This window comes from Eubacterium sp. AM46-8, from assembly GCF_003466705.1.
Taxonomy (GTDB): Bacteria; Bacillota; Clostridia; order Lachnospirales; family Lachnospiraceae; genus Lachnospira.
In genome coordinates this window covers 225,821-238,994 of sequence record NZ_QSEU01000001.1, presented here as the reverse complement: position 1 = coordinate 238,994, position 13,174 = coordinate 225,821, and the positions used below count along the sequence as shown (strand labels likewise).

Annotated in this window: 15 protein-coding genes; 1 reads left to right on the top strand and 14 read right to left on the bottom strand. The window is 40.3% G+C overall.

The genetic code is table 11. The features are described 5' to 3' along the window. Position 1 precedes the first annotated feature (1 nt). Positions 2 to 523, top strand: a complete 522-nt coding sequence (locus DW963_RS01175) for a hypothetical protein (RefSeq protein WP_117913522.1) — start codon at positions 2 to 4, stop codon at positions 521 to 523. 20 nt (positions 524 to 543) lie between these two features. Here the strand turns inward: DW963_RS01175 and DW963_RS01170 are convergent, their stop codons facing one another. The 14 genes from DW963_RS01170 to DW963_RS01100 form a co-directional block, all read right to left on the bottom strand. Beyond that, positions 544 to 1,446, bottom strand: coding sequence for an N-acetylmuramoyl-L-alanine amidase (locus DW963_RS01170; protein ID WP_117913521.1), 903 nt, complete (start codon positions 1,444 to 1,446; stop codon positions 544 to 546). 51 nt (positions 1,447 to 1,497) lie between these two features. After that, positions 1,498 to 3,126 (bottom strand): recombinase family protein, encoded by a 1,629-nt coding sequence (locus DW963_RS01165; RefSeq protein WP_117468936.1) that lies wholly within the window; start codon positions 3,124 to 3,126, stop codon positions 1,498 to 1,500. A gap of 79 nt (positions 3,127 to 3,205) precedes the next feature. Beyond that, positions 3,206 to 3,328 carry a hypothetical protein gene (locus DW963_RS13490; protein WP_278278309.1) on the bottom strand — a complete coding sequence of 41 codons (123 nt, stop codon included), beginning with the start codon at positions 3,326 to 3,328 and terminating at the stop codon, positions 3,206 to 3,208. A 421-nt stretch (positions 3,329 to 3,749) separates the two neighbouring features. Further along, positions 3,750 to 3,998: a helix-turn-helix domain-containing protein gene (locus DW963_RS01150; protein ID WP_004613734.1), complete on the bottom strand. Its 249-nt coding sequence runs from the start codon at positions 3,996 to 3,998 to the stop codon at positions 3,750 to 3,752. A gap of 1 nt (position 3,999) precedes the next feature. Next, complete coding sequence (locus DW963_RS01145; RefSeq protein ID WP_005428626.1) at positions 4,000 to 4,419, bottom strand: RNA polymerase sigma factor; 420 nt, start codon at positions 4,417 to 4,419, stop codon at positions 4,000 to 4,002. A 266-nt stretch (positions 4,420 to 4,685) separates the two neighbouring features. Beyond that, positions 4,686 to 4,910, bottom strand: coding sequence for a hypothetical protein (locus DW963_RS01140; protein WP_005428625.1), 225 nt, complete (start codon positions 4,908 to 4,910; stop codon positions 4,686 to 4,688). 79 nt (positions 4,911 to 4,989) lie between these two features. After that, entirely contained in the window at positions 4,990 to 5,349 is a 360-nt protein-coding gene (locus DW963_RS01135; RefSeq protein ID WP_023921721.1) for a DUF3784 domain-containing protein, read from the bottom strand. Positions 5,350 to 5,367: 18 nt separating this feature from the next. Continuing rightward, positions 5,368 to 5,802 carry a hypothetical protein gene (locus DW963_RS01130; protein WP_005428623.1) on the bottom strand — a complete coding sequence of 145 codons (435 nt, stop codon included), beginning with the start codon at positions 5,800 to 5,802 and terminating at the stop codon, positions 5,368 to 5,370. Then, positions 5,799 to 6,005, bottom strand: coding sequence for a helix-turn-helix transcriptional regulator (locus DW963_RS01125; RefSeq protein WP_023921725.1), 207 nt, complete (start codon positions 6,003 to 6,005; stop codon positions 5,799 to 5,801). The genes DW963_RS01130 and DW963_RS01125 overlap by 4 nt, the downstream gene beginning before the upstream one ends. Before the next feature lie 112 nt (positions 6,006 to 6,117). After that, positions 6,118 to 7,029 carry a conjugal transfer protein gene (locus tag DW963_RS01120; protein ID WP_117913520.1) on the bottom strand — a complete coding sequence of 304 codons (912 nt, stop codon included), beginning with the start codon at positions 7,027 to 7,029 and terminating at the stop codon, positions 6,118 to 6,120. 15 nt (positions 7,030 to 7,044) lie between these two features. After that, positions 7,045 to 8,052: a C40 family peptidase gene (locus DW963_RS01115; protein ID WP_117913519.1), complete on the bottom strand. Its 1,008-nt coding sequence runs from the start codon at positions 8,050 to 8,052 to the stop codon at positions 7,045 to 7,047. Further along, positions 8,049 to 10,250 carry a CD3337/EF1877 family mobilome membrane protein gene (locus DW963_RS01110; protein WP_117913518.1) on the bottom strand — a complete coding sequence of 734 codons (2,202 nt, stop codon included), beginning with the start codon at positions 10,248 to 10,250 and terminating at the stop codon, positions 8,049 to 8,051. The genes DW963_RS01115 and DW963_RS01110 overlap by 4 nt, the downstream gene beginning before the upstream one ends. Continuing rightward, positions 10,250 to 12,700 carry a conjugal transfer ATPase TcpF gene (gene tcpF / locus DW963_RS01105; RefSeq protein WP_117913517.1) on the bottom strand — a complete coding sequence of 817 codons (2,451 nt, stop codon included), beginning with the start codon at positions 12,698 to 12,700 and terminating at the stop codon, positions 10,250 to 10,252. Before tcpF ends, DW963_RS01110 begins: the two co-directional genes overlap by 1 nt. Then, positions 12,678 to 13,076 (bottom strand): conjugal transfer protein, encoded by a 399-nt coding sequence (locus tag DW963_RS01100; protein WP_004843362.1) that lies wholly within the window; start codon positions 13,074 to 13,076, stop codon positions 12,678 to 12,680. The genes tcpF and DW963_RS01100 overlap by 23 nt, the downstream gene beginning before the upstream one ends. Positions 13,077 to 13,174 lie beyond the last annotated feature (98 nt).

Genomic DNA, 13,174 nt, shown 5'->3' with positions numbered 1-13,174 from the left:
TATGAGAAAGAAGAGTTTAATGTTAGCGGCAGTACTTGCAGCAGGAGTTATGATGGCAGCATGTGGAAGTACATCAACACTGCCAGATAATAGTCAGGACAAGCCGGTTGCATCACAGCAGACGGAAAGTAAGTATTCATTTGAATTAAAAGGCATAGAGTTAAAGACAGATGGTGATCTTACAGAATATACATCTAAGCTTGGAGAACCTTCTGGTGGTTACTATGAGGCTAAAAGCTGTGCATTTGAAGGAATGGACAAATTCTATTACTATGATAGCGTAACACTACAGGGATATCAGAAGGACGGAAATGATAAGCTTTATTCTATAACACTTATGGATGATGCTGTTAAGACTAAAGAAGGTGTCCGTATTGGCGATAAGAGGGATAAGGTTGTATCAGCATATGGAAGTGATTATACAGAAGCTGACGGACAGCTTCTGTATGAATCAGGTAACACCAGGCTTTCGTTCGTTATGAAGGATGATGAAGTACAGAGCATAATATACAGTGTTAAATAATTCAATGGGGCAGCGTATATTTATGAGTATACAATATATGTGTTGTATCGGAATTTACGCAGCTTCTGCTCCATTTTAATGGCGTTGGAAAGCTGTCTGAAAGCACCGACCTGAACTTTATAATAGTCATTTTCATATATAATAAAAGCCGGGAAGCCTTCAATAAGCAGAGAATTAAGCATGCGGTCTGCATTATTTTTATTGCGGTAGGCACCAACCTGAACACGATAAAGTGGCTCAGGAGAGAGGTCGTCATCACAGTTACATGCTGGTTTAGCAGGAGATGCAGACTTTTTTTCGCATGCAGCAGGCATGATTTCAGTGGGTTTGGCAGAATCAGATTTCACTGATGGGACCTCACCTGAGGCAGCCCGTGCAGTAGTATTATCTGTCTTTGGTTTAATTCCGAGGGTTTTAAGAATACCATCTGCGATTCCGTTTGCAATCTGATTAAAGTTCTTATCAAATGTTTCATTATCTTTATCATTGTTAATAAAGCTGGCTTCTACAAGAACGGCAGGCATTTTTGTCCGTTTGAGTACAACAAGGTTAGGACGTTCGGTAATTCCAAGATTTTTAAAGCCAGCCTTTTCCAGCTCAGAATTAATATTGGCAGCCATCTGTGATTTAATACCTGAATTATTGTAAACAAGAGTTTCTACGCCTGTGTACTGGTTAGGCGTAGGAGATGAATTTCTGTGGATTGATACAAAATAATCAGCCTTAGCATCATTGGCATCAGTTGCTTTTTTAAAAGGTGTCTCATATTCATCAGTAGTACGGGTGTACACAACGTCAATACCATTTTTTTCTAATATATCACCTACGGCGAGTGCAAGCTTTAAGTTGTCATCTTTCTCAGCTCTGCCATTATATGTTGCACCATAGTCGCTACCGCCGTGTGCTGGTTGTAGTTTACGCAAATTGTGATATGTATTCCCCAGTATATATGGGGAGTTAGAAATGTATTGAGATTAGATAGCCTTTTTCTCCAAGTCCTCACAGTAAACGCTTGAAAATAAATGTTCCAGTTCATTTCCGAAGTTGTATGAGATTTTAAGTTTGCGGTTTTCATAAACTGTTATCTGGTCTATCATTTCCACAATAATATCTCTGTCTAATTCTTCAATGTCTTTCAGTTCCAACAACCGCCTTAACCACGGTGTTTCAAAAACATCTTCTGTTACACTTTCCTTTTTCTTTTCTTCCAGCGTTTCAATCTGTTTGGAGTAAAGCGTTTCTTTTTGTTGATAGTCCTCTCGATAAGAAAGAAATTCTTCTTTAGAAATCAGTTCGTCTTTGTAATCTTCATAAATTGACTTTTTCAACTTCTTCACTCTTTCAAGCTCTGCTTTTAACTTTATCAGTTCTATGTCTGTTGATTTTCTGATTTTTGTTGCTGTGAAAGATTGTGATTTTACAAGTTCCTGCAAGTTCTCTACATTGCGGATAATCTGCTTTAAATCTCCCAGCACAATATCATTCAATACTTGAAACGGGAGCGTGTGCGGAGTGCAATAATCTTTTCCGCTTCTTTTGTAAGTTCCACAATAGAATGAATAGGACTTACTTCCGTCAGCACGTCGCCAGAAATTTTTCATCATTGCCCGACCACAATCGCCACACTTAATAAAACCTGCAAAGATATTTTTATTTGTTTCTAAATCAATATCCCTATGCTTTTTTGTCAGCAGTTTTTGTACCTTATCCCACAGTTGACGGTCTATAATCGGTTCATGTGTATTTTCAACCCTTATCCAGTTTTCTTTCTCAACTAGACGCTGTTTGCTTCTCATACGTTGATGTTTCTTTCCTTGTACCATGTTTCCAATATAAATCTCATTTTGCAACATCACTTTAATTGTAGAATAAGTCCAATAAGAAGTTTTTTCTAACCGATTACAATTTTTGTAATTTTCTCCATTGAGCTTTTTATATTCCGACGGACAAAGGATACCCTCTGCATTTAGTATTTTTGCAATGCTTTGTTTCCCTATTCCTTGTGCATACATAGTAAATACTCTTTTTACAACTTCGGACGCATATTCATCAATCACAAGTTTATTTTTATTTGCAGGAGATTTCTTATAACCATAGCTTGTAAAAGCTCCGATAAATTCTCCTGCTTTCTGCTTTGATTTTACAGTCGCTTGAACTTTATTAGAAATATCTCTGGCATACTGTTCGTTGAATATATTTTTAATAGGAAGTAACATATCGTATGCCTGCTTCATACTATCAATATTATCTGTTACAGAAATAAAACGAACATTAAGCTCTGGAAATATTCTTTCCAAATATCGCCCCGTATCAATGTAATCTCGTCCGAAACGGGAAAGGTCTTTTACAACAACACAATTTACCTTGTTATCTTCAATGTCAGCAATCATTCTATGAAAGTCTGGTCTATTAAAATTCGTTCCCGTAAAACCGTCATCAATATAAACATCATATAAGATAAAGTCATCATGCTTGTTCACATATTCTGTTAAAAGTTTTCTCTGATTTCCTACACTATCGCTTTCTTCCTTATCTCCGTCCTCTCGTGATAATCTGATATAAATAGCCACGTTAAATAAGTTTGAACCTTTTTGATAAATCATTTTTCCACCTATTCAACTGCCGTACCTATGATAATATTATACCATAAAGTACGGCTTCTTTCCATTGTTTTCAAGGGTTTTACCCTCTTGATAGTCTTTTTTTTACATGAGATTTCACGATACGGACAAGCAATTCCTCTACGGAAAATTTACCTAAAAATTCCCGTTCTACGATATATTGTGCAGGTTCTTTTTTAGCCAAGTTATCAGCCCCCTTAGTCAGCTATCTATTCTCAACATACGCACATAGGCTTATCCAATATGCGTATTTTTCACAATGTTACAGAAGCAGACAGACGGCTTTGGAAAGCTCCGTTAGTATCTCAACTATTCCCATTCTTGTGGGCAGAACCGCACCATGCGGACGTATCATTATTCTGTGAGGATAGGTCGTGGCAAAACGACTTTTCCAACAGTCGCTCTCGGATCACTGCGTGGGTCGCTCGCTTTCTTTTGGAAAGGTTATGGCGTACAGTTTCCGTGGCTCTCTATCTCACAAACGTATCTGTCTGCTTTATTCAGTTGTCAAAGAGCTGTGGCGAAAGCGTGTTGCTTTCATGTAAAAGCAGGTGCAGAGCAGGAAAGAGGGGATTGAACAAATCATGCTCTGCGGTTACTGCTTGTTATTCTTCTTCGATTTCTAAGGCAATATCAAACCCTAAAATCATTTTGATAAGTGCTTCTCTGATAAGTCCTTTTAACTCCATATCTACGACAATATAAACATTTCCGTATTCATCATAGAGTGGACGCAGACAGCACTTTGATATGTAAGGGTCATAAAATGCCAGTATCTTTTCAATCGCTTTTTCGTCCCCGTCCATTGCCTGCGAAAGCAAATAGTAGGACGGCTTCTTAAATGTTTGCTTCATTTTACTGCTTCTCCTTTAGTATTTTCTTCATAGTTTCTAAAGCATGATGTCGGTTTTTAAATACACCGCTTTGCGTAATCTTTTGCAAGTTGGCAATTTCACTTTCTGTCATTTCCAAGAAGTAATACATCAACAAAGTATTTCTCTTTCTTTCTGGAAGTTTCTTCAAGGCTTCTGCCAGCCCATCATCAAGGACACGAATATCAATGCCACATACTGAAAAGATTGTATAATCTGTTTCGTAGTCGTCCCACACAGCAAAATTTTCAACGAAAATTTCTGGAAGTTCACAGAATGGAATTTCTTTATCTTTTCGTCGTTTCAATCCTTGCTGGTAGTCCTTTACAACATGACGGACAACTTTCTTCAAACAACTTTCAAAGCGACATTGAACTGTTTTCTGGAAGTCAGACGGTTTCATCAATCTCACCCCCTTTCCTCTATGATTTGAAAAGTGTTTATCCCTCTTTCCGCACCATATAGGGAATGAAAGGTGTGATTTAATGACCTATTTTGAAAAAAATTTAATTTTTTCGGGTATGAAAAAAGCCCGCACAAAACATATAGTTTTATACGAGCTATTATAGCTATAAAATATTCAGTTGTTGATAAAATGCAGTTAGGTAGTGTATGACCGTATAAGATTGTACTTAAAGCGTTCCATAATACAAGCCCCCTTTAAAGCACTTATTTTACTGTCTTTTTCGTAATCTTATAAATATATTTTTCTGGCGTAGGGCGTTTATTTCCAAAATACTTTTTGAAATTTGCCTGCACATCAGGGTCGGTACTGTTCATTGCTTCATCAATCGTTGCTTCAATATCAGCTCGAACATCAGCTAATGATACACCGCCAGCTTTTGCACCAGCTTTTAATGCCTTTTTTATATCTCGTTTTTTAAGTCTTATCATACCAATACCTCAAACAAATTATTTGTAGTAAATTTCTTTAATAATTACATAGGAACTTGAGGTTATCATTCTAACCTCATTATTTCTTACTATGCTTAAAGCCACGAATAACCGCTATCATTGCAACAAGAATTATATAAGCACAAATTCCTAATGAAACAATAGTTATTTCTGTTCCATAATTTGAAATTGTGTTATTTTGAATAGCTGGAACGGCTCTAAATTGAATATACGAAACAAGTGCAATCAATCCTACATCTATTAAAATCATAAAAATTCCTGCTTGTTTACTCACTTTTTTTGAGTCATATTGTGCTCTTTCTTCTGTACTTTTAGTATTAAAACCAGTAACAAATTTACTTCCCTTTCCTGTCATCAAAATAATTGTTGCAATAATAGAAATGGTAACTATTCCCCACATAACCCAAACAAACCACATAGTAACAACTCCTTCCACTTAAATTTTATAATTCTTAAATAAATAAAGCACTTCTGTAATTACCATACACAACCATTGAAATAGAATAAAAGCAAAAATCGTTTCCACAAAATATATCGGTGCAAAAATAAGTATAAATAAAGAAAATGGAAAGATAATCGTTATAAAAAGTCCATTAAATAGCATGATTTTTTCTAATGCAATTATTTGATACTCATCATATTTCTTTCTTCTTAAAGCAGAGAATATGTCAATGATAATTGCTATGCCAATCATCCCAAGTCCTATAAATTTCATGTTTTTGTTTTGAATGAACAAAGACCACCGACTATCAGAAAGCCAATAAGCATACTTTGATACAAATTCAGACGAAACTATAAATATCATAGCGTAAATAGCAGTAATTGAAGCTATATAAATCGCATTAGTCATAGGATTTTTTAATGATTTCATTTTCTCTCACTCTCCTTAAAATTGAATACTTCTTCAATGCTCATATTAAATAGTTGTGCAATATCATAAGCCAACCAAAGTGATGGGTCATATTTTCCCGTTTCAATAGCGTTGATTGCTTGTCTTGAAACATTTACTTTTTCGCCTAATTTCTTTTGCGTTAGTCCCTCCTTTTCACGCAACTCTTTTACACGGTTTTTCAAAATCACCCCTCCTTTTCAGTGTCAAGTTAGCCTTACATTGTCATTATATCATATTGACTTCAAATGTCAAGCTAGCATGACACATATTGAGGAGGGGGGTATAATAGAGCTATTATTTTATAATCTTCCAGTTACTATCCTTATGTAGCACAAGCTCATACTGCGATACCTGCGTTGCCTTTGTCTGATTATCAAGGAATTTTACAGCAACCTTGACTTTCACATTGTCCCCGTCCTTTGTAAAGATAGGGTTTACCAATTCAGAATAAAGGTAGTCCCTGCCGATAGGTTCAATCACATTTCCAGCTACATAGTAGGCAAGCTCTTTTTCTGTGGCTGTTGGGTAGAGCTTAAAGAATGTTTCCAGAAAAGCGGTAGCGTCATTGACAGTATCAGCGTCTACGCTTGCGTCTGCTTCTGGTGCCTTAGGCTCATAGTCTGATTTTTCGATTGCTGGTGCAAGGGTAGGGTTCTGAACGATTACCATATCCCCGTCAGCGTCCACATAGACTTTTACAGTATAGGTTGCTTTCACATTGCTTGTCTGTTCTCCCTCTTTTATCTGCTGATCTACTTCGTAGGTAGCAGAAAAAGTATCCGTTCCCGATTGCTCGATATGCCATACAATCACATCTGTAACTGTGGAGCTGGTCGGTATATCCGTTCTGATTATATCAACATTCAAGTCTTGCAATTCCTTTGTCAGATAAGCGTTGATTGCCTGCGTCCTTGCTTCAATCGCTTCTTTGCTGTTATTCCATGTGTAATAAGACTTCGCAAAGTTCTTCACGAAATTTTCAATCCCGTTGGTGTCCTGCAAGCGAAGTTCAATGATTTCTTTTTCATGGGTCGTGTGCTGGTCGATAGCCGTAAAATTCTTATACACCCCAAAGCTCACGCTTGCGATAAGCACCACCCACAACGCAATCACGGTTTTCTTATGTGTGCCTACCTTGACAGTACGCACCTTTTTTTCTTTTGGTTTTTTGATAGTTTCTGTCTGTTTCTTATTCTTCTTAAACATATTTTCAAGTCCTTTCTATTGTTTTACTCGTCCTGCACCGATTAAGTGCTGTTGCCAGTAACTACTGCTTAGGTCTGCATATCCTATCGGGTCGCCTGCATGGTACATCTGATTATTTCCTACATAAATACCGACGTGAGTTACATAACTTCCAGCGTTATAGGTAGAATGGAAAAATATCAAGTCCCCAGCCTTTGCCTGCGAGAGTGGGAGATGTTGGGTAGCGTCATACTGTGCTTGTGCTGTTCTCGGTAAGGAGATACCAGCTTTTCCATAACACCATTGCACAAGTCCGCTACAATCAAAGGAAGTGTTCGGGTTACTGCCACCATACACATACTTCCAGCCTTGATATTTCAACGCTTCATTCATAATCGCTTGTGCCGTCGCATTATCAAAATGTGCCACGGTCAAATATTGATTGACTAATTCCACATAGAACATATTTCCATAGCCATACCGCCAGCCCCCGTTCTTTGCAACGGCTATCGGGTTGGTGTAGGTTACTTTCTTTCCACCCGACTTCTCACGGGCGAAGCTCTCTGCAAGATTAAAGTTGTGTTTCTTTCCTTTTCCTGCCACATATCCCACATAACCACCGCCATAGTTATAGGATTGTATCGCTACATTCAAATCGTCGATACCTTGATTTTTGCAGGAAGAAAGCAGGGACGCAAAATACTTACACCCCTGCTTGATTGAACTTTCCGTATCTAAGGAATTAGGCGGTAAACCAAGACTTTCCGAACTCTGCATAACATCTTCTGCCGTACCGCCACTTTCTACTTGAATGATAGCCAATAGCACATTGACATACTCGGAGATACCGTATTCTCTGGCGTATTTTTCCACCATAGGCTGATGTTTCAAGACTTCTGCTGATAAGTTCATACCCGTAATGCCAGAAGAAAAGTTGCTGTTCTCGTCGTCGCTGTCTGCACTAATGAGGACACCAAAGAAAAGCACCAGAGAAAAGAGGATAGGAAACAGACTGCCAATGATAGCGATATGTTTCAGTTTCATTTTTTCTTCTGTCCTTTCTTCGTTACAAGGTTACGGGTTTTCTCTGTTGTCTGCTGGTTCTTCTGGACACTCTGGGTCTGCTGAACCTTTGTCCTGCGGTCTTTGGTGTAATTCTGGCGTGTTTCCTGCGATACCACTTTTTCTACATTCTGCCTATGTACTGGCTGTGCAGACTGGGTCGCTTTCCTATCAGAAGCACCAGAAGATAACGGACGCTCTTTGATAACATTTGTCTTGACTGGCTCACTTGCTTTTGAAGTGGTCGCTGTGGCAGGACGTTTGACTTCCTGTGTTTTTTCCGCACTCGGCTTTGAAGCTGTGGCTGGTCGCTCATGGGGACGGGTAGCTCCCGTTGTCGCTGATCCGTCAGCCTTTCGCTGTACCTGCCTTGCTTCTTGTGCCTTTTGAAGCTCCATACGCTTGTCAGCGATATTTTTCTTATGCTGTTCCTGCTTTTCCAAGCGTCCCGTCTGTCTGGACTGCTGTTCCTGCACCATGCCACGCTTAAAGTCAGACACGCTGGACTTTGCCTTTTCCTTTGCGGAATACACCGCATAAGCGGTCTGTGTCGGCATATCCTTGATATTCTCTTTGACAGCGTTTGCCTTGTCTTTCACTTTATTTTTCGTATCTAAGACAGCACCCACCTTTGAGCCTGCACGCTGTCCCATGCTGGAAGTGGTATTGCCCCGATTTTCTTTAGAAGCTGTATTTTTTCTTTCAGCTCGTTTTCCAGCAACGGCACTTCCAGCCACCGCACCAGCGACACCGCCCGAAATACCGCCAGCACTTACCGCCCTTGCAATACGGTGTTCCATACGCCTAGCCCTATGTCGCATAAACAGATACGGTCTGCGGAAAATTCTTCGTCCCATGCTTTGACTGTCATTAGCGTTCAAAGAGAACATACTCATTAAATCGCCCAGCTTCATGTAGATACCAGCGAAACATACTATCTGCAAAAACGCCACCATGAAAAACGGATAGTCTGTGGATATGTTATAAAACATACTGGAAATACTGAACGCCACCGTTACAATGAGCGTTATTCCTGCCCGTGTCATAATGGTATTAAACACCCTCACGATTGCCTGCTTTGCCATGCTTTCATAGCTCGGTATCATGGAAAGTAGAAAACTGATAGGTAAAAACATTGCAAAGATAATAAAAAGTATCTGGCTGAACAACATCATGCCCGTAAGTAAGAATACAAATATTGTTATCCCTAAATTGAAGAACAGTAGGAAGAACACCATGCCTAAACGGTTTACAACCTGCGGTATCGTCAGATTGTTGTTGTCGTTGTCCTCAATTTCTGTTTTCACGACTTCCTCTCTGGTTTTCCCGTCCTCGTCCTCTGGACTTGCCGATACAAGAGCGACCACACGGTCTGTCCCGATTTCCTCAGCGTTGCTGTTGCCGAATTGTAGAAGTAGCCACGGCTGTTGTACTTGAATAGAAAATAGGCTGTCCCGTATCAAGTCCACGCTGTCCTTGCCCTCGCTGTCAGAATTGGGGAGCATGATTTTTGTTCCCAAGTCCAAAGAAGCGGTACTGATGTCTGATGAAAATTCATTTATCTTCTTGATGTAGTCGGGAGCATAGGCAATAAAAGAAGCGGACAGCACGAACACCACCACAAAGTTGATAACGGCGTGAAGTGCCTTGCTGGTTTCCCGTTTTATCAGTCCCGTATAGGCAACATACATTCCCACCACTAAGATAATAAGAAGCAGAAAACCAACATAGAAGCCCGTAGAAGAAAAGCCGTTCTCGGTAACGCCTGCAAGGGTCTGTATGCTTTTTCCGATACTGTCTGCCATATCATTGATGAAGTCCAGTTTATAGGCTTCCTGCACCACATAGCCCGTAGCATTGCTTAAATAAAGGCTTATCGTCCAGACAAAGTTAGTAATGCAGTAAAGTCCGTACTGCACCGATTTTCCGATACCGTCCAGCCAGTTCCACGGAAGCCACGACCAGCTATTATCTACATAAAAATCAAGCTGGTAGTTGGAAAGAGGATATTTGGAATACAGATTTTCTGCGTTTATGGTATCGTCCACAAGCCCCGTCGCATGAGCCACCGTCCCCAGAAGTGAAAGCAGGATAAGGGAGAGTGCCACCACGAACAGAGCCATTTTGAGAACGTGGAAAATCTTCTTTTTTGTGAACGCACCTTTTATCCTTTCTTTCATCACTCCACCTCATTTCTCTGTACGGGCGGTCTGGTATCAAAAGCGTGTAATAGTTCTTCAAAGACTGGGTGTATCTGCACCACGCCGACACGCCCATATAAGTCCTGCAATAAGCATTGTCCGTTCTCCAAATCACGAAGCCGTTTCTGGTTGTTTTCGTCGTCTTTGTCGATACCGAAAAACTCTAAGGTCTGCTTTATCTCGTTAATATCGGTACTACGAAATGCAAATTTCAAGCCGATATTGTTTTTCAGACTTTCCTTTGAAACATCATAGGCAGACTGGGTAACGAAATAAACGCCTGCCTGCATAGCTCGTCCAGCACGAACTAGCTTGTTAGAGAGCGTTTCTCCTTGTGCCACATTTAAGAACGCCCACGCTTCGTCCAAATCGACAATCTTAAAAATACTTCTGTCCGAATGGATAAAATCAAGGGCAAAGGTACTAATCACAATCAGCATAGATACCGACAATAATTCAATAGTCGTGTATTCTTCAAAGGTCGTGTCCTTATCTGGCAGTACAAGGTCGGCTACTTGAATGATATTGAGCTGGTTATCAAGGCTGATTGCATTTTCCACCGTACCGTCTGAAAACAGCAGATGTGCAAAGTCGTAGTCCGTGAAGCTGTCGATATGGTCTGCGATATTTCTTGATATGGGCGTATCTTCACGGCGTAGCTCGTCTATTACATGGAGCAAGCCCCGACTGTCGCTCTGGGTAACGGAACGAACCGCTTTTCGTAACACGGGGAATTTTTCGCCGTCCCTAGAGGAAATACCCGTAAGGAATGTTAAGATGTCGATTGCCAGACTTTCAGCGTCTTTTACATTCTTCATAATCACGAATGGGTCAAGAAGTCCTGCATTTCCTTTATCGCTGGTTAAGTTTACGATATTGATTTCATGGGCGATTTCTGGGAGCGTTTCTTTCCAGTTGCCACGCTCTGATTTTGGGTCTAAGATAACCGCTTGTCCCCCAAAAAGAACCGAATAATACACCAGAAGATTGTTGCAAAACGACTTCCCACCGCCAAGCGAACCGACAAAAGCAGAAGCAAGGGCATTTGTAACTGTGCCTTTTACGCCCTGCGAAGCTAAAGACGGTTGCAGGTACACATTTCTTCCCGTATCAACGGAATAGCCCATATAGATACCCGTGCTTTCTCCTAACTGCTGGGTCGCTCCAAAGCCAAGCCCAGCCAAGAAGTCTGATTTTACATACTGCACATAGTCATTGATATATCGCTTGCTGGCAGGAAAAAATTCAGAATGAAGCCCCAGCATATCCCCAGCAGGACGCACCAGCTTTACATTAAGGTCGTCGTAAAAGTCCTTGACTTCATCACAACGGCGTTTCAGCTCGTCAAGATCGGGTGCAGACACCCGTATAACGTAGCTTAACTTATACATACTTTCTTTGCTCTGGTCTAAATCGGTTTCCAGCTCGTCCACGCTGTCTAATGCGTCCACCACATTTGAGCTGGTTTCACTTCCTGCTTGATAAGCGTGATTGTCAAGGTCTTTCAATTCCTTTTTCTTATTTCTTACTGTGGTAAGTGCTTTTCGGTTCTCCACGATTTCTACATTCATAGAAGTATCAACGGGAAATGTGAATTGCTGTTGCTGGAAATAGAAGATTTCAGACGACGGAAAATCAAGCTCGCCAACAATCGCATTGACAGTAAAGTAGGACACATAGCTTTCCTTGTCCTCATGTTCCAATCGTAAATACCGCTGGCTTTCCTCAATCACACACCTTGTCGGGCGGATAAGGTCGTAGTATTTTATCAGCGTTTCTTTCTTGTAGTTTTTCTTTGGTAGCTGGTACTCATAATCTTCATAGGCGATACCGTCCCTGCCGTAAAGATGTTCCATGAGATACCCAAAATCATTGATTTCCAAGCGACGCACCTTAAAGCGACGGGAGATTTTATTTTCCAGTAACTTTTCCATTTTCATGTAACGGTTGATTTCATTATTCGGCATGGAAACAAAGTCATTCATCAGCGTGTGGTTTACTTCATGGAGAAATTCTGTGAACGTCAGCCACGCCGATTTTTTGATGTTCTTCAGATTGAACTGTTCTTCCGTAACCATGAGCTTAAAGCCAAGAAAAAAACGGTAGTCCACTTGATTGTCCCCAATCATAGATACTAACGCTTCGGTCTGTTCGTCTATCTTCTGGCAGGCAACTTCCTTTAATTTTCCAGTTACCAGCTTCTTTGACTGCTCCTGCATACTGCGGATTGAGCTTTCTGTGGCAATCTGCAACGCATGAATTTTACCCTCACGGGACTGTGCAATGAGCTGTCGAAAGCTGTCATGCACGATAAATTTCTGCTCTGCGGATAGGAAAGAATAGTTATACGGTATCAGCTCATAGTAGGCGAATACCTCATTGTCCTTGTTCCAGACAAGGTTATTGTCAATATATTTTATCGGGAACATAGTTCACACTCCTTACTGCCGTGATTGTTTCATTCAAGGTCTGCTTATGCAGTTTTACGGCTTTTCCTGCATAAGTGATTTTAGGTCGCAGGGCATAGGTTATCTGTGATTTCAAAAAGCTGTACGGCTTCTTTCCGTCAAAGGTTTTCTGCGACATAAACCAAGTGAGAGCAACAGGAATACCGAAGTATTTGAGAAATGCTCCCTCAATCATGGAAAGTGGGGGAATATCCCCAAACAGAATGATGATAAATTCTGTAATCACAAACCATGTAATCTGTGTAAAGGTAACGGGAAAGGGCAAGTTAAAGTCATTGATTGCATACAAGACTTTTTCCACGTTCCAGATACCCGTATAAGATTTAATCTTTTTCAAGTTCTTTCAGCTCCTTTCGTAAGTTCTTCAAAGAGAAAAGGACAGCCATGTTTCAGACTGTCCCTTAAAAGAGAAATACGCTGTCAGTAGCAACAATG